This window comes from Micromonospora craniellae, assembly GCF_014764405.1.
Taxonomy (GTDB): domain Bacteria; phylum Actinomycetota; class Actinomycetes; order Mycobacteriales; family Micromonosporaceae; genus Micromonospora; species Micromonospora craniellae.
Genome location: NZ_CP061725.1, coordinates 105367 through 130038, shown reverse-complemented (window position 1 = coordinate 130038; position 24672 = coordinate 105367). Strand labels below are relative to the sequence as shown.

The 24672-nt window shown below is 70.6% G+C and carries 25 protein-coding genes; 21 read left to right on the top strand and 4 right to left on the bottom strand.

Features of this window, described 5'->3' with window-relative positions; translation table 11 throughout:
* Window position 1: 1 nt before the first annotated feature.
* A complete protein-coding gene (locus ID554_RS00575; protein ID WP_158573812.1) occupies window positions 2-1015 on the top strand; it encodes a glycoside hydrolase family protein in 1014 nt (337 codons plus the stop codon).
* A complete protein-coding gene (locus ID554_RS00570) occupies window positions 991-1461 on the top strand; it encodes a CBM35 domain-containing protein (protein WP_158573813.1) in 471 nt (156 codons plus the stop codon). The genes ID554_RS00575 and ID554_RS00570 overlap by 25 nt, the downstream gene beginning before the upstream one ends.
* A gap of 120 nt (window positions 1462-1581) precedes the next feature.
* On the opposite strand, the gene ID554_RS00565 is transcribed toward ID554_RS00570, so the two are convergent.
* From ID554_RS00565 to ID554_RS00555, 3 genes are all read right to left on the bottom strand, one after another.
* A complete protein-coding gene (locus ID554_RS00565) occupies window positions 1582-3072 on the bottom strand; it encodes a CoA-acylating methylmalonate-semialdehyde dehydrogenase (protein ID WP_117230268.1) in 1491 nt (496 codons plus the stop codon).
* A 62-nt stretch (window positions 3073-3134) separates the two neighbouring features.
* The gene (locus tag ID554_RS00560; protein ID WP_147333556.1) at window positions 3135-3581 is read right to left on the bottom strand and encodes a dimethylsulfonioproprionate lyase family protein; all 447 of its coding nucleotides are present in this window, start codon (window positions 3579-3581) and stop codon (window positions 3135-3137) included.
* A complete protein-coding gene (locus tag ID554_RS00555; protein ID WP_147333557.1) occupies window positions 3578-4366 on the bottom strand; it encodes a cupin domain-containing protein in 789 nt (262 codons plus the stop codon). Before ID554_RS00555 ends, ID554_RS00560 begins: the two co-directional genes overlap by 4 nt.
* A 345-nt stretch (window positions 4367-4711) precedes the next feature.
* On the opposite strand from ID554_RS00555, the gene ID554_RS00550 reads away from it, so the two are divergent.
* The 17 genes from ID554_RS00550 (at window position 4712) to ID554_RS00470 (ending at window position 22291) form a co-directional block, all read left to right on the top strand.
* Complete coding sequence (locus ID554_RS00550) at window positions 4712-6325, top strand: ABC transporter substrate-binding protein (protein ID WP_117230271.1); 1614 nt, start codon at window positions 4712-4714, stop codon at window positions 6323-6325.
* A 119-nt stretch (window positions 6326-6444) separates the two neighbouring features.
* Window positions 6445-8505 (top strand): hydantoinase/oxoprolinase family protein, encoded by a 2061-nt coding sequence (locus ID554_RS00545; RefSeq protein WP_199489280.1) that lies wholly within the window; start codon window positions 6445-6447, stop codon window positions 8503-8505.
* Window positions 8502-10517 carry a hydantoinase B/oxoprolinase family protein gene (locus ID554_RS00540; RefSeq protein ID WP_117230273.1) on the top strand — a complete coding sequence of 672 codons (2016 nt, stop codon included), beginning with the start codon at window positions 8502-8504 and terminating at the stop codon, window positions 10515-10517. Before ID554_RS00545 ends, ID554_RS00540 begins: the two co-directional genes overlap by 4 nt.
* A gap of 90 nt (window positions 10518-10607) precedes the next feature.
* A complete protein-coding gene (gene eutM / locus ID554_RS00535; protein WP_117230296.1) occupies window positions 10608-10907 on the top strand; it encodes an ethanolamine utilization microcompartment protein EutM in 300 nt (99 codons plus the stop codon).
* A 35-nt stretch (window positions 10908-10942) separates the two neighbouring features.
* The gene (locus ID554_RS00530) at window positions 10943-11713 is read left to right on the top strand and encodes a hypothetical protein (protein WP_117230274.1); all 771 of its coding nucleotides are present in this window, start codon (window positions 10943-10945) and stop codon (window positions 11711-11713) included.
* Complete coding sequence (locus ID554_RS00525) at window positions 11710-12867, top strand: class I SAM-dependent methyltransferase (RefSeq protein ID WP_117230275.1); 1158 nt, start codon at window positions 11710-11712, stop codon at window positions 12865-12867. Before ID554_RS00530 ends, ID554_RS00525 begins: the two co-directional genes overlap by 4 nt.
* 1 nt (window position 12868) lies before the next feature.
* Window positions 12869-13498, top strand: a complete 630-nt coding sequence (locus ID554_RS00520) for a hypothetical protein (protein ID WP_117230276.1) — start codon at window positions 12869-12871, stop codon at window positions 13496-13498.
* 19 nt (window positions 13499-13517) lie between these two features.
* Window positions 13518-13805 (top strand): EutN/CcmL family microcompartment protein, encoded by a 288-nt coding sequence (locus ID554_RS00515; protein ID WP_117230277.1) that lies wholly within the window; start codon window positions 13518-13520, stop codon window positions 13803-13805.
* Between the two features lies 1 nt (window position 13806).
* Window positions 13807-14214, top strand: a complete 408-nt coding sequence (locus ID554_RS00510; protein ID WP_223884376.1) for a BMC domain-containing protein — start codon at window positions 13807-13809, stop codon at window positions 14212-14214.
* 1 nt (window position 14215) lies between these two features.
* On the top strand, window positions 14216-15004 hold the full coding sequence (locus ID554_RS00505; RefSeq protein ID WP_117230278.1) for an alpha/beta fold hydrolase: 789 nt from the start codon (window positions 14216-14218) through the stop codon (window positions 15002-15004).
* The gene (locus tag ID554_RS00500; protein WP_158573814.1) at window positions 15001-16416 is read left to right on the top strand and encodes an FAD-dependent oxidoreductase; all 1416 of its coding nucleotides are present in this window, start codon (window positions 15001-15003) and stop codon (window positions 16414-16416) included. Before ID554_RS00505 ends, ID554_RS00500 begins: the two co-directional genes overlap by 4 nt.
* A 193-nt stretch (window positions 16417-16609) precedes the next feature.
* Window positions 16610-17782 carry a CaiB/BaiF CoA transferase family protein gene (locus ID554_RS00495; protein ID WP_233527466.1) on the top strand — a complete coding sequence of 391 codons (1173 nt, stop codon included), beginning with the start codon at window positions 16610-16612 and terminating at the stop codon, window positions 17780-17782.
* 11 nt (window positions 17783-17793) lie between these two features.
* On the top strand, window positions 17794-18429 hold the full coding sequence (locus tag ID554_RS00490; RefSeq protein WP_117230280.1) for an isochorismatase family protein: 636 nt from the start codon (window positions 17794-17796) through the stop codon (window positions 18427-18429).
* Window positions 18429-19442, top strand: coding sequence for an ABC transporter permease (locus tag ID554_RS00485; protein WP_117230281.1), 1014 nt, complete (start codon window positions 18429-18431; stop codon window positions 19440-19442). The genes ID554_RS00490 and ID554_RS00485 overlap by 1 nt, the downstream gene beginning before the upstream one ends.
* Window positions 19435-20301 carry an ABC transporter permease gene (locus tag ID554_RS00480; protein ID WP_117230282.1) on the top strand — a complete coding sequence of 289 codons (867 nt, stop codon included), beginning with the start codon at window positions 19435-19437 and terminating at the stop codon, window positions 20299-20301. The genes ID554_RS00485 and ID554_RS00480 overlap by 8 nt, the downstream gene beginning before the upstream one ends.
* The gene (locus ID554_RS00475) at window positions 20298-21335 is read left to right on the top strand and encodes an ABC transporter ATP-binding protein (protein WP_117230283.1); all 1038 of its coding nucleotides are present in this window, start codon (window positions 20298-20300) and stop codon (window positions 21333-21335) included. The genes ID554_RS00480 and ID554_RS00475 overlap by 4 nt, the downstream gene beginning before the upstream one ends.
* A complete protein-coding gene (locus ID554_RS00470; RefSeq protein WP_191088951.1) occupies window positions 21332-22291 on the top strand; it encodes an ABC transporter ATP-binding protein in 960 nt (319 codons plus the stop codon). Before ID554_RS00475 ends, ID554_RS00470 begins: the two co-directional genes overlap by 4 nt.
* Before the next feature lie 55 nt (window positions 22292-22346).
* Here the strand turns inward: ID554_RS00470 and ID554_RS00465 are convergent, their stop codons facing one another.
* Window positions 22347-23003, bottom strand: coding sequence for a GntR family transcriptional regulator (locus ID554_RS00465; protein ID WP_117230285.1), 657 nt, complete (start codon window positions 23001-23003; stop codon window positions 22347-22349).
* An 86-nt stretch (window positions 23004-23089) separates the two neighbouring features.
* On the opposite strand from ID554_RS00465, the gene ID554_RS00460 reads away from it, so the two are divergent.
* Both ID554_RS00460 and ID554_RS00455 read left to right on the top strand, forming a co-directional pair.
* Window positions 23090-23980 (top strand): hydroxymethylglutaryl-CoA lyase, encoded by an 891-nt coding sequence (locus ID554_RS00460; RefSeq protein ID WP_233527467.1) that lies wholly within the window; start codon window positions 23090-23092, stop codon window positions 23978-23980.
* Between the two features lie 114 nt (window positions 23981-24094).
* Complete coding sequence (locus tag ID554_RS00455; protein WP_117230287.1) at window positions 24095-24631, top strand: hypothetical protein; 537 nt, start codon at window positions 24095-24097, stop codon at window positions 24629-24631.
* The last annotated feature ends 41 nt before the right edge of the window (window positions 24632-24672 follow it).

Below are 24672 nucleotides of genomic sequence, written 5' to 3'. Positions count from 1 at the left end.
CGTGAGAGGCGCCCTTCGGTGCGGTCCACGTGCCTCGAACGAGCCGGACTTCATCTGGTACGGCACCTCCACCGGCAACCTCACCCAGTACCAGCAGCGCAGGGACGCGTTGCTCAGCCACTGGAAGACCGCGGTCGAGTACATCCGGGAGCACGACCAGGACGCCCGCGTCATGGGCGCCAACGACGCGCTGTTCCGTGAGCGCTTCTACGGCGACTTCCTCACCTTCGCCCGCGACAACGACGTCCTGCCCGACTTCGTCTCCTGGCACCAGCTCGACTCCACCGGCCTGGACCCGCAGCACGGCAACTACTTCCGGACCAACTACCAGACCTACCGCAACCTGGAGCGCGAGCGCGGCATCGCGCCGATCCCGATCAACATCAACGAGTACGGCGGTAACCGGGACCTGACCGTGCCCGGCCAACTCCTCCAGTACGTCGCCATGTTCGAGGAGGCCAAGGTCGACGCGGGCGGCAAGGCGTACTGGACCGCGGCCGGGCTCCTCGGCGGGGACGTCGTGGAGACCAACAAGCCCGGTGGCGGCTGGTGGTTCTACAAGATGTACGCCGACCTGGCCGGCGCCGACACCGTCAAGGTGACCCCACCGCCCGCCACGACCATCGACAAGCTCGAAGCCATCGGGGCCATCGACGACAGTCGCCGCCAGGCCCGGGTCATCGCCGGCGGCGGCACCGAAACCGACTTCGACGTCGTGATCGACAACATCGACCGGAAGCTGTTCGGCGGCAGGGTCAACGTGACGGTCTCCGCGACCACCTGGAGCGGGCAGAACCGGCACAACAGCCCGGGGCGGCGCGGGTCGGTCACCGCGAACATCGAACTCGACCGGCGTCCGGTCGACGGTGCCGTGCTCCGGGCCAACCCGGGCGGTGGCGCGTTCGTCAAGACCGACCGGCACCGCCTCTTCCTGTCCGCCGCGACAAGCTCAGCGTCACCCGAGCCACGAACGCGCCGGCGGTGCGGACGGTGGAAGCCGAATCGGCCACCCTGACCGGCTCGGCCGCAGTGGAGAACCACGGGTACGCCTCGGGCGGGCAGTACGTCGGCTGGGTCGGCCAGGGGCCGCAGAACCGGCTGTCCTTCCAGGTCGACGTGGACCGCGCCGGTGACTACACGCTCGTCGTGCACTACTCCAACGACGAGCGGGACACCGGTCACGTCTACAACGCCGACATCATCTCCCGCCCGGTCGACCTCGCCGTCAACGGCGGCGACGCCACCCGGTACTGGTTCAAGAACACCTGGTCGTGGGGCAACTGGTGGGCGCGTGGCGTACCGGTGACCCTCACGGCGGGGACGAACACCATCACCATGTACAACGACCCGGCCAACGGGGCCACGGCGCAAGGGTGCCCGACGCCCTGCATGCCCACCCTGGACAGCCAGTGGGCGCCGAACCTCGACCGGTTCGACCTGGCCCCGATCCGGATCAACTGATCCTCGCCGCAGCGGCCCGGGACGGGTCTCGGCTCCGGCCGAGCCCCGTTCCGGGCCAGGGCGATCACCCGCGCGGCAGGGCGACGACGTCGGGGAGCCCGTGCCGGTCAGCGCTGCCGGTCAGGTGGCGGTGGGGAAGTGGAAGTCCGGCCGGGCCGTCGGGGTCGTGCCCGGCCACCTGGTGGTGACGACCTTGCCCCGGGTGTAGAACGCCACGCCCTCCTGGCCGTGGATGTGGGTGTCGCCGAAGAGCGACGCCTTCCAACCGCCGAAGGAGTGGTACGCCATCGGAACCGGCAGCGGGACGTTCACCCCGACCATGCCGACCGTGACGGTGCGGACGAAGCGGCGGGCCGCCGCCCCGGCGGAGGTGAACAGCGCGGTCCCGTTGCCGTACGGGTTGGCGTTGATGATCCTGATCGCCTCGTCCAGGCTCTCGGCCCGCAGCACCACCAGGACCGGTCCGAAGATCTCCTGCTGGTACGCGGCCATGTCGGGGGTGACCCGGTCCAGCAGGCAGGGGCCGACGAAGTATCCGTTGTCGTGGCCGTCCACCCGGAGGTCCCGGCCGTCGACGACCACCGTGGCCCCGGCCTTCTGCGCACCGTCCACGGAGGTGATGACGCGGTCCCGCGCCTCGTCGGTGACCACCGGGCCCATCTGGGACGACACCTGGTCGCCGGGGCCCACCACGATGGCCGAGGCCTCCCGCCGCAGCAGGTCGACCAGTTCGTCCCCGGCGGAGCCGACCGCGATCACGGCGGAGATGGCCATGCAGCGTTGTCCGGCCGACCCGTACGCCGCGGACGTGATCTGCCGCGCCGCCTCGGCCAGGTCGGCGTCGGGCAGCACCACGGCGTGGTTCTTCGCCCCGCCCAACGCCTGCACCCGTTTACCGGAGGCGGCGGCGCGCTGGTGTACGCGACGGGCGACCGGGGTGGAGCCGACGAACGACACCGCTGCGACGTCCGGGTGGTCGAGCAGCGCGTCGACCGCCTCCTTGCCGCCGTGCACCACGTTGAGGACGCCGTCGGGCAGGCCCGCGTCGGCGTAGAGCTGCGCGACGAGATTCGACGCGGACGGGTCGCGTTCGCTGGGCTTGAGCACGAAGGTGTTGCCGCAGGCGATGGCGATGGGGTGCATCCACATCGGCACCATCACCGGGAAGTTGAACGGGGTGATGCCGGCGCAGACCCCGAGCGGCGCGCGCAGGGAGTACGAGTCGACGCCGGTGGAGACCTGGTCGGAGTAGGCGCCCTTGAGTAGCTGCGGGATGCCGCAGGCGAACTCGACGACCTCCCGGCCCCGGATCACCTCGCCGCGCGCGTCCTCGACGGTTTTGCCGTGTTCCGCGGTGACCAGCTTCGCCAACTCGTCCTCGTGCCGCTCCACCAGGTCGCGGAAGCGGAAGAGAACCTTGGCGCGGTGGGACAGGGACACGTCGCCCCACGACTCGAAGGCCCGGGCCGCCGCCGCGACGGCCTGGTCGATCTCGGGCTGGGAACCGATCGCGACCTGTGCCTGGGGTGCGCCGGTCGCGGGCTGGTACACGGTCGCGTACCCGGTGCCGGCGGCGGACGCCCCAGCGATCCAATGTTCGATGCTGCGCACCCTCGTCTCCTTCGTCGATCCACGGTTGTGTCGATGTGCGGTGGGTCCGGCGCGATACCGGCCTAGAGCCACCTGGTGCCGATTCCCCGCAGGTCGGGGGTGCTGAAGGAGTACAGGAGCTCCATGCCGTCCGCGCTGCCGGTCTCGATGGCGTGGGCGACTCCGGCGGGGATGTACATCGCGGTGCCCGGGCCCGCCTCGAACTCCTCGTCGGCCAGCGTGAACCGTGCCGTACCGGACAGCACGTAGTAGAACTCGGCCGAGTCGGCGTGCAGGTGCAGCGGGTGGGTCATCCCGGGTTCCATGCGGTAGACACCGGTCAGGAACTCGCACTCCGGATCGCCGGTGGTGTCCCGGTCGACGAGACGGTGCACCAGCCCCTCGTCGTCGGGGTTGTGGTTGAGGGCGGAGATCAGTTCGTAATCCAGCGTGTCGCGGCGCACGACGAAGGCCGGGCGGGACGTCCCCGGTGAGGTGCGACGGTGACCGCCGTGGGGTAGCTGGGTCACCGTCCGGCGTCCACACTGGTGGCCCCGAGGGGGATCTGCGGGCTGGTGAGCGGTCCGTGGTGCTTGGAGAGGCAGAGCGCCTCCCAGCCGGTGACCACGCCGTGGATCACGCCCGGCTCCCAGCACAGGTATTCACCGGCGTGGTAGACGTGCTCCGGGTCGGTGGCGCACCAGCCGCCGAGGAAGAAGATCTCCTCGGTGCTGTGGTGGAACTCCAGTGCGGTCTTCGCGAACCCTCGGGGCAGGACGAACAGGATGGTGTCCTTGCCACTCTCCTCGACCTTGCGCAGCCGGATGCACTGGGTGGGTACATCGAGGTCGCCATGGCTGCTCGTGTCGGTCACCCCCGCGAACGCCTCCCGGACGGGGCGCCAGTTGGCCGGGTCGAAGATGTCGACGGTCTCGCCGAGCGGTGTCGACGGTGCCGGCCGCGCGTCCGTGCGGACCTCGAAGGGGGAGTCGGTCCAGAAGATCAACGTGGCGCCCTCCGCCGAGGAGACCGGGCCGATGTCGGTGCCGGAGGGGAGGAAGAGGTAGTGCCCGGGTCGGCACTGGCGGCCGGCGATGGTCAGGTCGCCCTCGCGGACCAGGAGTTCGAGGTCGGCGCCGTTCCAGTGCGCCGGCATGTGCCAGCCGGGTGGGACGTCGACGACCAGCGTCTGCGCGCCGGTCTCCGGGTCGGCGTTGATCTGGCGGGTGAGAAGTCCGAAGGGCAGGCCCGCTGCCCGCCACACGCGGTGCGGCACCTGATCGACGACGACCCGTCGCTTGCCGGCATGAGTCACGGTGACCTCCTTCACGTTGAGGCAGGATTGTATGTAATCTGTCGGAGGGCGTCTAGGTCTGCGAGCGGCGCTCGCGCTGGCTTCCCAGCTGGTAGCTCTGGGTTCGGCGCATGGTTAGAGTGCGGCACAGCTCATGTATGCAAAGCCTGATAGTGGTGCGGGTCTGGGCCCGCGCGCTCCAGCGTGTGCGGATGTCCGCCAGGTTCGCTGCGGGGTGGCCCCGATCTGGCTGAACGAAGCCTTGACAGGCGAGAACCTGTATACAAACATCGCATCCTGTGATCCGCTTCACCAAGTCAAGTACGCCTGATAAAGCAACCTTGCACACAATGTGGAGGTGTCGGCATGGGAACGAGTTCCGTTCGGATGCGGGCCGTGGCGGCGCTCGCCGTGACGAGCCTGGCTGTCGCGGGCTGTAGTGGGAACGACGGCGACGGCACCGACGCCGGAACCGGCCAGGCATTGACCGTCGCGGCGCCCGGAGTGGTCTCCAGCCTCGACTCCGAGCGCTACCAGGGCTTCATCTCGATCGACCTGCTACCGAACATCTCCGGGACCCTCGTGCGCTTCACGAAGCCCGAGGCCGGCGCGACGACCCTCCAGACGCCGGACCAGATCGAGCCCGAGCTCGCCGAGTCCTGGACGCTGAGCGACGACCGCAAGCAGATGACGTTCACGCTTCGCGAGGCCAAGAGCCAGTTCGGCAACGTCCTCACCGCCGAGGACGTGAAGTGGTCCGTGGAGCGGATGGTCAACAGCGAGGGTGTGCCGATCGCCAAGATCCTCATGGGTATCGGCGGATGGGACATCGAGAACCCGGTCACCGTCACCGACGACCGGACGGTCACGATCAACGTCGCCCAGCCGAACGCGGTCAGCGTCTCGGTCCTGAGCACGTTCTTCATGACGATCTACGACTCGGTCGAGGCCAAGAAGCACGCCACCGGCGACGACCCGTACGCCTACAAGTGGCTGGGCGAGAACACCGCCACCTTCGGGCCGTACGAGGTGCGGTCGTTCGACCCGGGCAAGGAAGTCCGGCTCACCGCCAACAAGAACTACTTCCGCGGTACGCCGACGGTGACGGACGTGGTGGTGCGCGCCGTGGCCGACACCTCGAACCGGCTTCAACTGGCCCAGAGCGGGCAGGTCGACGTCGCCAGCGCGCTGACCTTCGACCAGCTCTCCTCGCTGGAGAACAGCAACGGCGTCCGGCTCGAACGGGTGCTCTATCCCAACATCGACGTGCTGGTGCCGAACCTGAAGGCCGAGCCCTTCGACGACAAGCGGGTACGCGAGGCCATCTCCTACGCCGTCGACCGTACGGCGATCGTCGACTCCGCGTACCAGGGCTACTCCACGGCGTCGACCGACTTCATCCACGACGACTTCGGCGCTCCGGGGGCGACGCAGCCCCTCACCCACAACATCGACCGGGCCAAGCAACTGCTGGCCGAGGCCGGCCTGCCCAACGGCTTCCCGATGGAACTGGCCTACAACGCGGCCAACGTCGGCGCGCACAGCGAACAGGTGGCCGTCCTGCTGCGGTCGCAACTGGCCAAGGTGGGCATCGAGGTCAAACTGAACAACGTGGCCTCCGGCGCGGACTTCGACGCCGCCAAGCGCGAGGGCAAGCTCCAGAGCTGGTTGGCCACCAGCACGCCGCTGGTGCCCGACCCCGCCTACTACCTCCAGGTCTTCTACTCCACCGGTGGACTCACCAACCTGCAGAACTACAGTTCCCCGACCGTCGACGGGCTGTCCCGGCAGATCCTCGAAACCCAGCCGGGTCCCGAGCGGGAGGCGTTGGTCAAGCAGGTCAACGACTTCCTGGTGGGGGACATGCCGGCCATCCCGTTGGTCGACTCGCAGAAGTTCTACGCCTTCCGTGACGGTGTGACCGGCTTCGTCAGCTACTCCCAGGGTCACGTCAACTACTACGACATCTCCGTCTCCTGACTCGGCCGGCGTCCCCGGTGCACGCGCCGGGGACGCCGACCGGCGGGGCCCGCGGTCGGACCGCCGTCGGGCCGGCGACTTTTCGAGACAGCTGACGTTTCCGAGAAAGCAGGTCGTTGATGTACCGACTTGGAGTTGACGTCGGTGGCACGTTCACGGACGTCCTTCTGATCGAAGAGGCGACCGGCAGGACCCGCCGGACGAAGGTGCCCTCGACGCCGCAGGACCAGTCCGTCGGTGTCGTGGAGGGCGTGACCCGGGTGCTCGCCGACGCCAAGGCGCGTCCGGCGGACATCCGCCAGTTCCTGCACGGCACGACCGTGGCCACCAACGCCGTCCTCGAACGTCGTGGCGCCCGGGTGGGCCTGGTCGTGACCGTCGGCTACCGGCAGGTCCTGCACATCGCGAGGTCGTTCGTGCCCGGCGGACTCGGCGGCTGGATCGTCTGGGACCGGCCGGCCGAACTGGTCGCGCTCGAGGACGTGCGCGAGGTCCGGGGCCGCCTGGACTCGCGTGGCACCGAGATCGAACCGCTGGACGAGACGGCCGTGCGGGCCGCCGTCCGCGACCTGGTCGACCGGGGCGTGGACGCCCTGGCCATCGGCTTCGTCAACTCCTACGCCGACCCCGTCCACGAGCAGCGGGCCGCCGAGATCGCCGCGTCCGAGGCACCCGGCGTACCGGTCTCCACCTCCGCCGGTGTCCTGCCGGAGCTGGGCGAGTACGAGCGGACGTTGACCACCGTGGCCAACGCTTACGTCCGTCCCGGCGTCGGTGCCTACCTGCGCAACCTGAGCGGCAAGCTGGTCGCCGAGGGCCTGGTGGGCGACCGTCGGGTGCTGCGCTCCGACGGCGGGCTGATGACCTTCGAGCGGGCCGAGGACATCCCGGTCAGCCTGCTGATGAGCGGGCCGGCCGGCGGGGTCGCCGCGGCGGTGGCCCTGGGACCGGCCGCCGGCTTCCGTGACCTGCTCACCCTGGACATGGGCGGCACCTCCACCGATGTCGCCCTGATCGAGGACGGCACGCCGGTCATCCGGCGCGAGACGACCGTGGCCGACCTGGCCGTCCGGTCTCCGTCGATCGACGTGCAGACCGTCGGTGCCGGTGGCGGGTCCATCGCCCACGTACCCGAACTGACCGGTGCGCTCCGGGTCGGCCCGGCCAGCGCCGGTGCCCTGCCCGGCCCGGCGACCTACGGTCGCGGCGGCGTGCTGCCCACGGTGACCGACGCCAACGTCGTCCTGGGCTATCTCCCGCACGCGTTGCTCGGCGGCGCGATGCCACTCGACGTGGACAAGGCGCGTACGGCGGTCGGGACCGTGGCTACCAGGCTCGGGGTGACGGTGGAGGCCGCCGCCGCCGCGATCATCGACATCGTCAACGAGAACATGCTCGGGGCCCTGCGGCTGGTCTCGGTGCAGCGGGGGTACGACCCGAGGCGGTTCGCGCTCTTCGGGTTCGGTGGCGCGGGTCCCCTGCACGCCAACGCCCTGGCGAAGCTCCTCGGATCGTGGCCGGTGGTGATCCCGCAGTCACCGGGGGTGCTCTGCGCCTACGGGGATGCCTCGACGGGTGTCCGGGCCGAGGCGAACAAGTCGCTGGTCCGCCCGCTCGACGACCTCGACGAGGGGCGACTGCGGCGCGAGTTCGCCGACCTGGCCGCCCAGATCGACACCGAGTTCGACCGGGCCGAGGTGCCCGCCGACGCCCGTACGGTCCGGTTCGAGGCCGACGTGCGCTACCACGGGCAGGGCTTCGAGGTGCCGGTCGGTGTCCCGGCGTCCGGCCAGGAGCCCCTGATCCCCACGCTGCGCGGCGGCTTCGACGAGGCACACCGACGCCTGTTCGGCTTCGCCCTCGACGAGCAGCACGAGATCGTCAACATCCGGGCGGTGGGGGTCTCCGACGCCGAGCGGATCAGACCCGTCGAAGTCGAGTCGGGAGACCGCGACGCGTCCCGGGCGGTGATCGGCCGCCAGCGGGTGTACGTCGAGGGCGGCTGGCAGGAGGCGACCCTCTACGACCGCACCGCCCTGCGCGCCGGCGACGAACTGCGCGGGCCGGCGATCGTGGTCGAGATGGATTCCACCAGCCTGGTCCTGCCGGGCTGCGTCGCGCGCGTCGACAGGCTGGGCAACCTGCTCATCCTGCCCGCCGAGGATGGAGTGGTCCGATGAGTGCCGTCATCGTCGAGACGACGCGTACGCAGCGTCCGGTCGAGGTCGAGACCGCAGTGCTCGACATCGTCGAGAACGCCCTGCGTAACGCCCGCTTCGAGATGGACGCGGTCGTCCTGCGCACCGCGATGTCGCCGGGCATCCGGGAACAGAACGACGCCTTCCCGCTGATCGCCGACCGCAAGGGTCGGATGGTCGCCGGACAGTTCGGGTCCTTCATCGACGGCTTCCTCTCCGGCTACGACGGCACGGTGGAGGAGGGCGACGTCTTCTTCACCTCCGACCCGTACGCCTGTGACGGCGCGATCAGCCACGCCAACGACTGGCTGGTGCTGCTGCCGATCTACTTCGACGGGGCGCTGGTCGGCTGGGCGGCGATGTTCGGCCACATGAGCGACGTCGGCGGGAAGGTGCCGGGAAGCCTCCCGACCGACGCGGTGTCGATCTACGAAGAGGGAGTCATCGTCCCGCCGGTGAAGCTGTTCCGGGGCGGGACGCTCGACCAGCAGCTGCTGGACACCGTCCTCAACCAGGTGCGTTTGCCCAACTGGAACCGGGCCGACCTCAACGCGGTGCTGGCGTCCTGCCGGACCGCCGAGACCCGGGTCCGGGAACTCTGCGAGCGCTTCGGCCTGGACACCTACCTGTCGACGCTGGACCTGCTGCTGGAACGCAACCGGCAGGCCATGGCGAAGCTCTTCCGGCAGGTCGTCCCTGAGCAGCCGGTCACCTTCGAGGACTACATCGACGACGACGGGCGCGGCGCGGGGCCGTTCCGCATCCGGTGCACGCTCTGGCGCGACGGCGACCGGGTGGTGCTCGACTTCACCGGCACCAGCGACCAGGCCGAGGGCTCGATCAACTTCCTGTTGAACGAGAACGTGCTACGGATGTTCTTCGGCGTGTACACGATCATGGCGGTCGACCCGTTGATCATGTTCAACGACGGGTTCTATCCGCTGGTCGACGTCCGGATCCCCGAGGGCAGCCTGCTCAAGCCCCGACGGCCGGCGGCCCTGTCCTGCCGTACGCACGCCCTGGGCCGGCTCTTCGACGTCCTCGCCGGACTGCTCGGCCAGTGCCAGCCGGACTTCCTCTGCGCGGCCGGCTTCTCGTCCAGCCCACACCTCATGTACTCCGGCCTGGACCGCTCCGGCACCTGGTTCCAGCTCTACCAGATCGGCTTCGGCGGGGTACCCGCCCGACCGATCGGCGACGGCTTCGACGGCCACTCGATGTGGCCCTCGTTCACCAACGTGCCGAACGAGTACCTGGAGGCGTACTACCCGCTGCGTATCGAGTCCTACGAGTCGATCCCGGACTCCGGCGGCGCCGGCAGGCACCGGGGCGGCAACGGCATCCGGGTGGGCTACCGGTTCCTCGAACCGGGCCAGGTCTCCATCCACGACGACCGGTGGTTCACCAAACCCTGGGGTGTGCTGGGCGGCGAGCCGGGGCAGCGAGGCACGAAGATCCTGGAGCGGGCCGACGGGTCGCGGCAGACGGTGCCGGCCAAGTGCGACCACGTCGGGGTGCGGCCCGGCGACCTGCTGCACTTCGTCACCTGGGGTGGCGGCGGTTGGGGCGACCCGCTGGAGCGCGACCCGGACCAGGTGCGCCACGACGTCGAGCGGGGACTGGTCACCGTCGAGGGCGCCCGCCGGTACGGGGTGGTCCTGGTCGGCGACCGAGTCGACGACGACCAGACCCGGAGACTCCGCGCCGAGATCGCTGCGAGCCGGTCGGCACTGCCCCGGTTCCATCACGGCGGCACGGTCGAGGAGTTGCGGGCGCGCTGCCTGACCGAGACCGGTCTGGAACCGCCGCGGGAACCGGCACCCAGCCGCGTGCCGGTGGAGCCGACCGGCACCGACGGACGCGGCACCGCCACGGCGCGGTCCCGCGCATCGGCGGCACCCGAGCGGTCCACCGGGCCGCGAACGGAGACCACCGTGCGCACCCCGCTGGAGGTGCTCGTGCACCGCATCGCCCGGCAGGTGACCGGGCGATGAGCCGGCGCCACCGCCGGACCCGTAAGGCCCTGGACACCGGCGGGCACCCGCCCGCCGACGAACTATCGGAGGAGAACTGTCATGGCTGACCTGCAGATGTCCGCGCTCGGAATGATCGAGACCCGTGGCCTGGTCGCGGCGATCGAGGCCGCCGACGCGATGGTCAAGGCCGCCACCGTCGTGCTGGTGGGCACCGAGTACGTCGGCGGTGGCCTGGTCACCGTGGTCGTGCGAGGCGACGTGGGCGCGGTCAAGGCCGCCACGGACGCCGGAGCGGCCAGCGCCTCCCGGCTCGGTGAGGTCGTCTCCGTGCACGTCATCCCGCGTCCGCACGGCGAGGTCGAGGCGATCCTGCCTACCGGGGCCACCCGGGGCGGAACCAAGGCCTGAACAGGGCGCCGCGTGCTCGTCGAAGGAGTTGATACATGAGTCGGGTATGGACTGCGGTCGATATCGAAGACGTCGCCCGGTCGACCGGGCCGCGCGAAATCCTTCTGGGCGCGCGTGACCTGATCTCGCCGCACGCGGAGGACCTGGCCCGCAACCTGGGCATCGACATCCGCAGAGCAGGACAGGACGCGCCACCGCCGACGCTCGCGCCACCGGCACCAACCGGGTCCGGCGGCACGGGCGCCGGGTGCGACGCCGACGACTGCTCGTGCGGCTGTGCCGGTGCCGAGGAGGAGGCGGAACGGGCCATCCGTACCGTCGCCGCCGCCGTGCTGTCGGCGAACCCGGACGCGGACGCGTCGACGGTCGCCAACGAGACGCTCAAGGCGCTCGGTGCGTTCGGCGGACCGGGTGTGGGCCGTCCCGACCAGGCGCAACCACTGCCCGGGCAGCCGCTGCCCAAGAAGGCGAAGGGTGCCCGCCCGCAGTTCTTCGCCGAGCCGGGCATAGAGGCCCTCGTCTCGACGGTGGTCACCCTCTCCTCCGAGGTGTGGGTGCTGCGGGAACGGCTGACGACCCTGGAACAGCTCCTCGCCGACCGGCGGGTGGTGGAGCGCGGCGCCGTGGACTCCTTCGCGGTCTCCGCCGAGGACGCGCAGGCCCGGGACACCGAGGCGGCGGCCTTCGTCGCCCGGGTGCTGCGGGTCTTCTACGAGTGGCGCGAGGAGATCGTGCGGGAGGAGACCCCGGACTCGTACCGGGAGGTCATCCGGCAGGCCTTCGCACAGGTGGGGGAGGGGAAATGACGCAGCAGGAGCACGGTGTCCTGCCCCGGGAGAACCACGACGAACTCGCGCGGGAGAACTTCGTCCGGGCACTGAAGTCGCACATCTCCACCGAGGTGACCCCCGGGGTCCGGGAGCTGTACGCACACCGCGTCGCCCCCCGCTACCAGCGGGAGATGGGCGTCGCACCCCGGGACCGGGAGGCGGTCCGGCGAGCCATGGAGCCGGAGCCGTACTACCAGCTCTGGAGTTCCGTGCGCCGGGCGAGCCAGGACCTGCTCTGGAACGTGGTGGCCGACAGCATCGCCCGGCAGTGGGACGACCTGAGCGCCCGCGCGCAGCGGGCCGAGCGGGGGCTCGGCTCCCTCGAACTGGATCCCGCCTTCGAACTGCCCTGGTACTTCTGGGGCATCGACATCCACGCCATGCCCGGCGGCTACCGGGGCGAGTACGTGGCGGATGACCTGACCGCTGGCGCACTCTACGACCGGGGCGTCTACGTCTACGCCATGGGCCAGATGGGCGCCCTCAACGACGACTACGGCCAGTCCGTGGTCAACAACTACCTCAAGCAGTCCCACCAGGACTTCCGCCCGAAGCGAATCCTGGAGATCGGGTGCGGCGTGGGCAACTCGACACTGCCCTACGTCGACGCCTACCCGAACGCCGAGGTGCACGGCATCGACGTCGGCGCGGCCCTGCTGCGCTACGGCCACGCCCGCGCCGAGTCACTCGGCCGCGCGGTGCACTTCTCGCAGCAGAACGCCGAGGCGACCTCGTTCCCGGACGGGCACTTCGACCTGATCGTCTCGCACATCGTGCTGCACGAGGTCCCGCCGGACGCGGTGCGCGCCATCCTGCGGGAGTGCCACCGGCTGCTGGCCCCCGGCGGCATGATGATCCACGCGGACTTCCCCGGTTACGCGGGGCTCGACCCGCTGGTGCAGTTCCTCATCGACTGGGACACCTGGAACAACAACGAGCCGTTCTGGGGCCCGATGCGGGACATGGATCTCCTCCAGGCCGCCCGGGACGCCGGATTCACCGGCGACTGCTCGGAGCTGTCCTGCAAGCGGGAGTGCGTCGAGGAGGTCACCACGCCGACCGGTCGCGTCCTGCAGAGCGGCGAGCGCCGGCGCAGCGGCACCCTCTCGCTCCTCGTGGGCAGGCGTTGACGTGGCGGGCAACGAGGTCGAGCTGCGCACGTACGCGTTCGTCGACCGACTCCAGCCACAGATGGCCGCCCTGCTCGGCAGCGTCATGTCAGGTGATCCGGTCGTCGAGGGGATGTCCCAGCTCTATCTGGAGATCTCGCCCGGCAGTGACGTCTATGCCCTGGTCGACGCGGCCGTCAAGGGGGCGGGTGTCCGGCCCGGCTCCCAGGTCGTCGAGCGCCAGTACGGCATGACGGAGCTGCACTCGATGTCGCAGGACGCCGTGCGTCAGGCCGGCCGCACCATCCTCGACCTGCTCGGGATGACCGAGGCCGACGCGCAGCCTGCGGAACTGGTCTCGGCGAAGGTCGTCTCCAACATCGATGCCTACCAGGCGCAACTGGTCAACCGGTCCAAGAAGGGCTCCCTGCTGGTGGCCGGCGAGTCGATGCTGGTGGTGGAGTGCCAGCCGGCCGCCTACATCTCCGCGGTCGGCAACGAGGTGGAGAAGTCCGCGGACGTCAAGATCGTGGACGTGCGGGGCGTCGGCCAGTTCGGCCGGTTGTGGGTCTCCGGACTGCACGCCGAGATCGAGTCGGCCCGGCAGGCGGTCCGGCAGGCCTTCGAGAAGACGCCCTGGTCCCGGCGATAGAGGAACGAGGTGATCCGGCATGCGTATCGCCCGGGTGATCGGGTCGGTGGTCAGCACCGTCAAGGCCGACACGCTGACCGGCGCCAAGCTGCTCGTCGTCACGCCTCTGGGTGAGGGGCACGCCGTGGAGCCGTACGTCGCGGTCGACACCGTCGGCGCGGGCCGGGGCGAGGTCGTCCTGGTCGCGTGCGGCAGCGCCGCACGACTGGCGGAACGGCAATCCAGCCAGGCGCCCGTGGACTCCACCATCGTCGCGATCGTCGACCGGTTGGAGACCGAGGCGTGGGTCAACTATGTGAAGGACTGACGTGGACCTGTGGAATTCGGGTGCGCTCGGCATGGTCGAGACGCGCGGACTGGCTGCCTCGATCGTCGCCGTCGACGTGATGGCCAAGGCGGCCGAGGTGACGGTGATCGGGGTCAGCCGGATCGGTGACGGTCTCGTCTCGGTGTCCTTCATCGGTGACATGGCGTCGGTGACTGCGGCGGTGGACAGCGCGCGGCGGGCCGTCGCGGCGGCCGGCGGGACGATCGTCTCGACCGTCGTCGGCCGTCCCGCCGTGCCGGCCCGTCTCGTCCGTGACTCCCCGCCGGCCGAACCCCGCGAGGCGGCCGCGCCCGGAGGGCGCCCGAAGCGACGGTCCGCGCGGTCGGCCGCCCCGAGGCGGCGGCCTGCGGCCCCGCCGCCCGCACCACCGACCGAGCGAGGGGAGTGACATGCGCGGGTATGTGGGTCCGCAGGGGGCCCAGATCCACTACCGGACGAGCGGCACCCGGGGACCGGCGCTCGTGCTGTTCCACGAGTCGCCGCAGGCGTCCAACGTCTTCGCGCCGGCCATGCCCGCGCTCGGCCGATCACTGCGCGCGTACGCCTTCGACACCCCCGGGTACGGTCAGTCCGACCCGCCGCCCGAGCCCCCGGAGATCCCCGGCTACGCGCGCCTTCTGCTGGACGCGATCGACGCGCTGGGAATCGACGAGTTCGCCGTCGCCGGACAGCACACCGGCGCCTCCCTGGCGTTGGCGGTCGCCGGCCTCGCCGCGCCCGGCCGGGTCACCCACGCGATCCTCTCGGGTCTCGTGCTCGACCGGGCCGAACGGGAGCGGTTGGGTGCCACCTGGGCGCCGGACAAGCCGATCGACCCGGCCGGCGAGCACCTGCGGGACCTCTGGGCGCGGTACCTGGACATCTGGGAACAGCCACCGGAGCTGGTCAACCTCGCGGTGGCCAACATCGCGTCGGTGTTCGAGCGGTACAACTGGGCCTACCGCGCCGCCTTCCGGTACGACCCGACGGAACCGCTGCGCACCGCACCCTGCCCGGTCCTGCTGCTCACCGCGGCACGCGACATGCTCGCCCACTGCGACGACATCGCCCGGCGGATCCGCCCGGACGCGACGTCGATCCAGTTGACCGACACCACCGGGCAACTGCCCTGGCGGGTGCCGGAGGAATTCGCCGCGGCAGTGGTCTCCTTCGTCACCGGATCCGGGCGGGCACCGTGACCGGCCACGCCGACGTCCTGGTGATCGGTGCCGGCACCGCAGGTCTGCCCTGCGCGATCGAGGCGGCCCGGGCCGGGCTCCGGGTCGACCTGGTGGACGCCGGCACCGACATCGGCGGCACGTTGCGGGTCTCCGCCGGGCACATGAGCGCCGCCGGCACCCGTCGGCAACGCGCCGCCGGCATCGACGACGATCCGGACCGGCACTTCGCCGACGTGCTGCGGATCGGGCATCACCAGGGCGACCCCGCCCTGATCCGCCTGGCCGTGGACGAGGCGCCCGAGGTCGTGGACTGGCTCGACGAGAACGGCTTTCCGTTCGCACCCGGCATGCCGGTGGTCTACCACGGGCACTCGCCGTACTCCCGGCCCCGGACCTACTGGGGCGTCGAGCGCGGCCGGTCGATCCGCGAGACGCTGCGGCCACTGCTCGACGCGCAGGTGGACGCGGGTCGGGTCACCCTGCGGCTGCGGTCGCGCGCCCTGCGCCTGACCACCGAGGGGGGCACCGTCACCGGCGCCGTCGTGCGCACCCCCGACGGTGACCGCGAGCTGCGGGCAGGCGTGACGGTGCTGGCGTCGGGCGGGTACGGGGCCAACCCGCAGCTCTTCTCCGCGATGACCCCGGGCGCACCCCGCCTGGTGACCAACGCGGAACCCACGTCGACGGGTGCCGCGATCGAGATGGCCACGCCGCTGGGTGCCGCCGTCCGCTTCGCCGACCTGCACACCCCCCGCCTCGGCCTGCTCGAACGCCGCTCGACGCCGGGCCGGGTGGACTTCTGGTCCGAGGTGGCGCATCTCGCGCCCGCCGAACGAGAACCCCGGGAGATCTGGGTCAACGCGGACGGCGATCGGTTCGTGGCGGAGGATCTCGGCGACGTCACGCGCCACGAGCGGGCCGTGCAGAGCCAGCCGGGCGCCGCGTTCTGGATCGTGTGCGACGACGCGGCGGTCGACGCCGGGTCACCCCTGGTGCCCGCGTGGGGGGCGGACGGACTCCGCGCCCAGGCGAACCAGGGGGACGTGGCCTGGGTCGCCGACGACCTCACCGAACTGGCCCGCCGGGCGGGGATCGATCCGGACGGCCTGCGGCGCGCCGTGCGGGCGTACCACCTGGCGGTCGACCGGGGCGTCGATCCGCTGGGCCGACGGGCCCTGGAGCATCGCGTGGCCCGGCCGCCCTTCTACGCGGTGCGGTCGGCCGCCGCGCTGCTCTGCAGCTTCGGCGGCCTGCACGTCGATCCCGCCTTCCGGGTACGCCGCGACGACGGCGGCGTGGTTCCCGGACTGTACGCCGTCGGTGAGGCCCTCGGCATGGGAGCCACCAGCGGTGCCGCGTTCTGCGGGGGCATGGCGGTGACCCCGGCGTTGGCGTTCGGGCGTCTGCTGGGCCGCCGGCTCGGCGGGTGATCGGCATGGCATACCACTGACCGTCCTGTATGCACGGAGGTGCACCACGGGATTCAGCTCTGGCTCTGGCTGGCAAAAGCCGCTGTTGACAGCGGACGACGCAGAACTGTTGTATACAAACACCCACTCGGGTGGGCTGCTTTGAGAGGTGTCCATGTCTAGCGATACGCACCATGAAGGACCGCTCCACGGCGTGCGCGTGGTCGAGTTCGGCTCCCTGCTCGCAGGCCCCTTCTGCAGCCAACTGCTGGCCGACTTCGGCGCGGACGTGATCAAGTGCGAGCCGCCACGCCAGGGCGACCCGATGCGCGAGTGGGGTCAGGAGAAGCCGCACGGCAAGTCGTTGTGGTGGCCGATCGTGGCCCGCAACAAGAAGTCGATCACCGTCGACCTGCGCACGCCCGAGGGGCAGTCGGTCGCCCGGCGCCTGATCGCGCAGAGCGACGTGGTGGTCGAGAACTTCCGGCCCGGGACGATGGAACGCTGGGGCCTCGGCTACGAGGAGATGTCGGCGGACAACCCCGGCCTGGTCATGGTGCGCGTCTCCGGCTTCGGCCAGACCGGACCGTACTCGTCGCGGCCCGGCTACGGATCGGTCGGTGAGGCGATGGGCGGCCTGCGGTACGTCGTCGGCGACCCGCAGACCCCGCCGAGCCGGGTGGGCGTCAGCCTCGGCGACTCGCTGGCCGGCACCTTCGCCGCCCTGGGCGCGGTGCTGGCCCTGCGGGTGCGTGACCAGAGCGGCCGTGGCCAGGTCGTCGACTCGGCGATCTACGAGGCGGTCCTGGCGATGATGGAGTCGCTGCTGCCCGAGTACACGTTGGGTGGTCACGTCCGCGAACGCACCGGGGCCATCCTGCCCAACATCGCCCCCTCCAACGTCTACCCGACCCGCGACGACGGCCTGCTGCTCATCGCGGCCAACCAGGACACCGTCTTCCGGCGGCTCGCCTCGGCGATGGACATGACCGAGTTGAGCACCGACCCGCGCTTCGCCACCCACGCCGCCCGAGGCCACCATCAGGGCGAGCTGGACGAGATCATCGCCCGGTGGTCGGGTCAGCATGACACCGAACACCTGATGGCCGTCATGATCAAGCACGACGTCCCGGTCGGCCGGGTCTATCGCGCGCCGGAGATGCTGGACGACGAGCACTTCGCCGCCCGCGAGGCCATCGTCCGGGTGGAGCATCCCGAATTCGGCGAGTTCCCGATGCAGAACGTCGTGCCGAGGCTGTCGAGGACACCGGGCCGGGTGAAGTGGACCGGCCCCCGCCTCGGCGAACACACCGACGAGGTGCTGACCGGCATCGTCGGCCTCGCCAAGGCCGAGATCAACGAACTGCGTGCCAGCGGCGTCATCTAGAGGCGGACACGGTGAATGACCTCCACGCGGACTACCGCAACGCCGGCTTCGGCGGCGACCTGGGACACGGCACACGCCGGGCGCTCCTGCTGGTCGACCTGGTGCAGGCCTACCTCGACCCGGCGTCACCGCTCTACGCCGGCGACGAGAATCCGCCGGCCCTGCGTGCCTGCGCCGACCTGCTGGACGCCGCCCGGCGGCACGGCGCCCCGGTGATCCACACCAGGGTCGAGCTGACCCCGGGCGGGGTCGACGGCGGCCTGTTCACGCGCAAGGTGCCGGCCCTGCGGGTCTTCGAGCGCGGCAGCGAGTTCGCCGACGCGCCGCCGACCCTGGCACCGGTCGCCGGCGAGGCGGTGGTGACCAAGCAGTACGCCAGTGCCTTCTTCGGCACCAGCCTGGCCAGCACCCTGCGCGTGCTGGGGGTGGACGCGCTGCTCATCGCGGGCGCCTCGACGAGCGGCTGCGTCCGGGCGAGCGCGGTGGACGCGTTGCAGCACGGATTCGTCCCACTCGTCGTCGCCGACGCCTGCCTGGACCGGGACCCACGCCCGCACCAGGCCGCGCTGTTCGACCTCGCGGCCAAGTACGCGCAAGTCCTGACCATGGACGAGGCGACCACCCTGCTCGGACCGGGAGGTGCGTGATGCGGGTCCTCAGATATGCCCGCCGGCGGACCCTCTTCCTGCCGGTGGGCCTGCTCTCCGTCATCGTGCTGGCATTCCTGCTGGTCAACGCGCTGCCCGGCAACCCGGCCGGGGTCATCGCCGGACCGGCCGCCTCCCCGACGGAACTGGCCGAGATCGAACGCCGACTCGGCCTGGACCAGCCCCTGTGGGAACGGTTCGTCACCTACCTCGACAACCTGGTCCGCGGCGACCTCGGCTCGTCCTACTACACCGACCGGCCGATCCTCGACGAGATCCTGCGGTTCGCCCCGGCAACCCTGGAACTGGTGTTCCTCTCCCTCACCCTCGCCGCGCTCCTCGGTATCGGCCTCGGCACGCTGGGCGCCTACCGCAGGGGCACGGTCGCCGACCGGACCTCCCGCTTCGTCGTCACCACGTTCCAGTCGATCCCCGACTTCTTCCTGGCGTTGCTGCTCATCTACCTGCTCTTCTATCTCGCCGGGTGGGCGCCGGCCCCGGTCGGTCGGCTCGGTCTGATGGACGAGCCACCGCCGACCGTGACCGGGGCGCTGCTGCTGGACTCGCTGCTCTCCGGTGACATGGGGACCTTCCGATCGGCGGTGGCGCACTCGGTGCTGCCGGTCCTGACGCTGGGCATCTACTACTCCGCGTACTTCGCCCGCAGTACGTACGCCTCGCTGGCGCCGGCTCTGGAGTCCAAGCAGGTCGAGTTCGCCCGCGCCAGCGGCCTGCGCGAGCGCACCGTCCTCGCGTACGCCTTCCGCCAGGCCCGGACCCCGATCCTGACCTACGGCGGCATCCTCCTCGCCGCGCTGCTCGGCGGCGCGGCCATCATCGAAACCATCTTCTCCTGGGGTGGCTTCGGCGAGTGGGCGATCGACTCGATCCTCCAGCTCGACATCCCGGCCGTCCAGGGGTTCATCCTGGCCGCCGGACTCGGGACCCTGTTGGCCTTCACCGCGCTGGACATCCTGGTCGCGGCGCTCGACCCGAGGGTGCGCTATGACTGAGACCCTGGCCGCCGACCCCACCACGGTCACCGCCCCGACGACCAAGAAACGCCCCCGGGGCCGCCGGCGGTGGCGACTGTGGGTGCCCGGTGCCGTACTGACGAGCATGCTCGCCGCGGCCTACCTCGCACCGCTGCCGCACGACCCGACGGAACCGTCCACCAACACCCTCACCGCGCCCGACGGTGAGCACTGGATGGGAACCGACAAGTTCGGTCTCGACGTGTTCAGCCGACTGGTGGCCTCGGCGGGAGTGGACATCCCGTTGGCCCTCGCCGGCATGCTGATCTCGCTGGTGATCGGCGTACTGCTCGGGCTGGCCGCCCTGCACCGCGGACCGTGGGGCGAACGGGTCGTCCGGGCACTCGACGTGTTCCAGGCATTCCCGCTGCTGATCCTGGCCATCGCGCTGGTTGCGCTGATGGGCAACAACATCGAGAACGTCGTGGTCGCCATCGCCATCATCAACGTCCCCCGGTTCGTCCGGCTGGTCCGCAGCGAGGGACTGACCATCCGGGAGAGCCGCTACATCGAGGCGGCCCACGCCATCGGCGCGACCGGGCCACGCGTGATGTTCCGGCACGTCCTGCCGAACATGACCGGCATCATCCTGGCCCAGGCGTCGCTGGCGGTCGCGCACTCGATCGTCGTGATCGCCTCGCTCTCCTTCCTCGGCATCGGCATCAACGCCGCGGACGCGAGCTGGGGCGCGATGATCCAGACAGGAGCGCAGAACATGACGACCGGCCAGTGGTGGGTCTCGGTCTTCCCCGGACTCGCCATCTTCCTCACGGTGCTCTGTTTCAACGCCATCAGCGACGAGTTGCAGGACACCTTCGGCCGGGCGAGGCAACGATGAGTCTGCTCAACGCACGACGTCGACCCGACAGCCGTCCCACACCGCCCACGTCCGGCGGATCCGCCGGACGCCTGCTGGAGGTCAGCGGCCTGACCACCCGCTTCGACACGCCGGACGGTCTGGTCCACGCGGTCAACGGAGTCGACTTCCACGTCGACCGGGCAGAGATCGTCGGTGTCGTCGGCGAGAGCGGATGCGGCAAGTCGGTGACCATCCGCTCCATCCTCGGCCTGGTACGGCCGCCCGGCCGGGTGGTCGACGGCACCGCCCGCTTCGACGGTGTCGACCTGCTCGGCCTACGCCGCACCGAGCTGCGCCGGCTGCGGGGCAAGGACATCGGCTTCATCGCTCAGAACCCGTTCAGCGCGTTGAACCCGGTGATGCGGATCCACCGGCAGTTCGCCACCATCATGGCCGCGCACGGGGTCAAGGCCGACGGCGAGGTCCGGGACCGGGCGCGGACCGCGCTCACCGACGTCGGCATCGCCGGACCGGACCGGGTCCTCGACGGCTACGCGCACCAGTTGAGCGGCGGCATGGCCCAGCGGGTGGTGATCGCCATGGCCATGCTGCTCAACCCGACCTTCGTGATCGCCGACGAACCGACCACCGGTCTGGACCTGACCGTGCAGCGGCAGATCCTGGATCTCATCCGCCGCCTGGTGCGCGAACACGACCGCTCGATGCTCCTGGTCACCCATGATCTCGGCGTCGTCGCGCAGTACTGCGACCGGGTCGTCGTCATGTACGCCGGCAAGGTCATCGAGCACGGGACGGTCCGGGATGTCCTCAAGGACCCCCGCCACCCGTACACGCAGGCGCTCATCCGGGCCATTCCCCGGCCCGGTGAGCCGCTGGTGCACCTCACCGGTCGACTGCCCGACCTGATCGACTACCCGTCCGGATGCCCCTTCCGGGCCCGCTGCCCGCACGCCTTCGAACCGTGCGCCCAGGTGGTTCCGGCCGCGGTGACGGAGCCGTCCGGTCAGACGTACTGGTGTCACCTGCCCCAGGAGAGGGAGGCAGCTCGGTGAGTCTGCTGGAGCTGACCAACGTCAGCAAGGAGTTCCACGTCGGTGGCGACACTCGTGTCTACGCCCTGGACGACGTGTCGCTGTCGGTGGACGCCGGAGAGACCGTGGCGGTCATCGGCGAGAGCGGATCCGGCAAGTCGACGCTGGGTCGGCTGGCCCTGCGCCTGATCGAACCGACCCGGGGGTCGGTGCGCTTCGACGGCGCCGACGTGCTCGCGTTGCCCGCCGCCGAGATGCGCAAGCTGCGCGCGAAACTGCAGATCATCTTCCAGGAACCGTTCGAGTCGCTGAACCCCCGGATGCGGGTGGCCGACATCATCGGCGAACCGCTCGCCATCCACCGGCCCACGATGTCCACCGCACAGCGCCGTGCCCGGGTCGCGCAGATGATCGAACAGGTGGGACTCGCCCCCGACATGGCGCGGCGGTATCCCGGCGAACTCAGCGGCGGGCAGCAGCAGCGGGTCGGCATCGCCCGGGCTGTGGTGACCGAGCCGTCCCTGGTCGTGCTCGACGAACCCACGTCCTCGCTGGACCTGTCGGTCCGTGCCCAGATCCTGCGTCTGCTCGCCGATCTGCAGGCCGAACTCGGCATGGGTTACCTGTTCATCTCCCACGACATCCACACGGTCCGGTACGTCAGCGACCGCATCGCGGTCATGTACCGGGGGCGGGTCGTCGAGACCGGCCCGTCCGAGCTGGTGTTCGCCGATCCGCAGCACCCGTACACCCGCGCCCTGCTGGCGGCGGCACTACCCGTCGATCCCGACCAGGAGCTGGCACCGGCCCGGCTGGTCGGTGACCCGCTGAGCCCGACCCAGCTCGTGCCGGGATGTGTCCTGTACGGACGCTGCCCGGTCGGCGAGGACCGGTGTGTACAGACCGAGGTGCGCCTGACGCCGTTCGACGCCGATCGAGAGGTGGCCTGTATCAAGCCCGGAGCGCCCGGAAGCTGACGGCTAACCAGGGCGTGAGGCGGTTGCGGGCGGCGGGTGCGGGACCGGCCACCGGTCACCGCTCGGGGCGGTCCACCATGCCGTCCAGCAGCACCGTCCGGGCGGCCAGCACGTGGGCCCGCATCGTGCTCGACGCCCACTCAGCGTCCCTGGCCCGCAGCGCCGCCACCAGGTCCCGGTGGTGTGCCATGCTGCGGGCCAGGGCGTCCGGCGTGTAGAGGCGGAACGCCCGTACGACCAGCGGCACCTCCACGACCGCGGACAGCAGCGAGGTGAGCCGAGGGCTGGCGGCGGCCTTCAGGACCAGGTGGTGCAACTCGGAGTTGAGGGTCGCGATCCGGTCCAGATCCTGCGGACCCATCCGTCGGGCCAGCTCCTCCATCTGATCGCAGAGCACGTCCAGCCGATCCAGGACGTCGGCGTCGATGCGCCTGGCGGCCAGGGCCGCGCCATAGCTCTCCAGCCGGGCACGGATCTCGTAGATGTCCTGGAGATCGCTGAGTGACCATTCGGCGACCCGGGCCCCGCGGTTGGGCTGGAAGACGACGAGGCCCTCCGCGGTGAGCCTGCGCAGCGCCTCCCGGATCGGCGTCCGGCTGACGCCGAACTGCCGGGACAGCTCCATCTCGCCCAGGCGGGCGCGCGGGCCGATCGAGCCGTTCAGGATCGCGCTCCGCAGTGCCTCGTACGCATCCTCCGCGGCGTTCGTCACCCGTGCCTCCGTCGTGTGAGCCGCATGTCGTCGGCACCCTTGCCGCCGGTCTGACAGTCTGAGATTGTATACATATGGTGGTTCAGGTGGTGGAAGTGTCTCCTCGGGACGGTCTGCAGAACGAGCCCGAGATCCTGTCGACGGCAAGCAAGATCGAGTTGATCCGGCGCTGTGTCGAGGCAGGAGCCCGACGGGTCGAGGCGGTGTCGTTCGTCCGTGCCGACCGGGTGCCGCAGATGGCTGACGCGGAAGCGGTGATGGCCGCAGTGCCACGGCGCGGCGACGTATCGTACATCGGCCTGGTGCTGAACCGGCGCGGGCTGGACCGGGCGCTGGCAGCCGGGGTGGACGAGGTGAACTGCGTCGTGGTCGCCACCGAGACCTTCAGCCAGCGCAACCAGGGTGCCTCCGTCGATGCCATGCTCGGTGCCTGGACCGACATCGCGAAAGCCGCCCACGCGGCCGGTGTGCGGGCCAGCGTGACCGTGGCCGCCGCGTTCGGCTGTCCCTTCGAAGGCGATGTCTCCCCGGCGACCGTCGGTGACCTGGCGCGGCGGCTGGTCGAGGGCGAACCCGACGAGATCGCGCTGGCGGACACCATCGGGGTGGGCGTACCCACCCAGGTGCGGGCCCTGGTGTCCGCCGTGACGGCGGCGGCACCGGGCGTGCCGCTGCGTGCCCACTTCCACGACACACGGAACACCGCCGTCGCCAACGCGTTGGCGGCGGTCGAGGCCGGCGTGACCGTGCTCGACGCGAGTGTCGGTGGTATCGGAGGATGCCCCTTCGCCCCGGCAGCCACCGGCAACGTTGCCACTGAGGACCTCACCTACGCGTTGCACCGCTCCGGCCACCCCACCGGTCTCGATCCGACGAAGGTGATCGAAACGGCGGCGTGGATCGGCGACCAACTGGGCAAGGACCGGCTGCCCGGTGCGCTCGGTCGGGCCGGCTGGTTCCCGGCCGACCCGCGGTAGCCGGGCCGCGCGCCCAGGGAACCTCCATCCGCCCGCTATCCCGCTGTCCGGGCAGCCATGTCTGCCCGCCTGGTAGCTTCCTACGGCACAGCCGGCCGCCACGGATGGAGTGTGATGATCGCCGAGCACGTCCGTGATGCGGCAGCCACCGCTGTCGTCTTCGGGTTCTTCGCCTCCAGCTGGTTCGGGTGGGCGCAGGAAGCACCGCCGCCGCGCTGGCGCAAGCCACTCGTTGCCGGTGCGGTCGCGGCCGTCCTCGTGCTGGTGGTCGGGGCGCTCGTGACCTGGCAACACTGGTCGGAGGGAACGGCGTTCACCGCGGAGACCAGCCGCGCCTTCGGCATCGTGGTCGGCATCGAGTTCGGGCTCGCCGCGCTCGGTGCCGGCATCCTTGCCGCCGTACGCCACCGCGACATCATCCCGGCCTGGATCGCGTTCGTCGTCGGCGTACACCTGTTCCCGGTTGCCGCCCTGATCAACTACCCGCTGATCCATGTGGTGGCGGCGCTGATCACGCTGGTCGCGGTCGCGGCCGTCCCGGTGGCCCGCCACCGTGCCCTACCGGTGAGCGCGGTCACCGGGCTCGGCACCGGCAGCGTGCTCCTCACGGCCGCCGCCTCCTCGCTGGTCATCGCCCTGCTCGGCTACTGAGCTGTGTCACGCTGGTGGTGGTCGCTTCGGGCAGCGTGCGG

Bases quoted from the DNA above. Each gene is read 5' to 3' on its own strand.
- ID554_RS00550 (WP_117230271.1), top strand. From the start codon at position 4,712: ATGGGAACGAGTTCCGTTCGGATGCGGGCCGTGGCGGCGCTCGCCGTG.
- ID554_RS00545 (WP_199489280.1), top strand. From the start codon at position 6,445: ATGTACCGACTTGGAGTTGACGTCGGTGGCACGTTCACGGACGTCCTT.
- ID554_RS00540 (WP_117230273.1), top strand. From the start codon at position 8,502: ATGAGTGCCGTCATCGTCGAGACGACGCGTACGCAGCGTCCGGTCGAG.
- ID554_RS00530 (WP_117230274.1), top strand. From the start codon at position 10,943: ATGAGTCGGGTATGGACTGCGGTCGATATCGAAGACGTCGCCCGGTCG.
- ID554_RS00525 (WP_117230275.1), top strand. From the start codon at position 11,710: ATGACGCAGCAGGAGCACGGTGTCCTGCCCCGGGAGAACCACGACGAA.
- ID554_RS00515 (WP_117230277.1), top strand. From the start codon at position 13,518: ATGCGTATCGCCCGGGTGATCGGGTCGGTGGTCAGCACCGTCAAGGCC.
- ID554_RS00505 (WP_117230278.1), top strand. From the start codon at position 14,216: ATGCGCGGGTATGTGGGTCCGCAGGGGGCCCAGATCCACTACCGGACG.
- ID554_RS00485 (WP_117230281.1), top strand. From the start codon at position 18,429: ATGCGGGTCCTCAGATATGCCCGCCGGCGGACCCTCTTCCTGCCGGTG.
- ID554_RS00480 (WP_117230282.1), top strand. From the start codon at position 19,435: ATGACTGAGACCCTGGCCGCCGACCCCACCACGGTCACCGCCCCGACG.
- ID554_RS00475 (WP_117230283.1), top strand. From the start codon at position 20,298: ATGAGTCTGCTCAACGCACGACGTCGACCCGACAGCCGTCCCACACCG.
- ID554_RS00455 (WP_117230287.1), top strand. From the start codon at position 24,095: ATGATCGCCGAGCACGTCCGTGATGCGGCAGCCACCGCTGTCGTCTTC.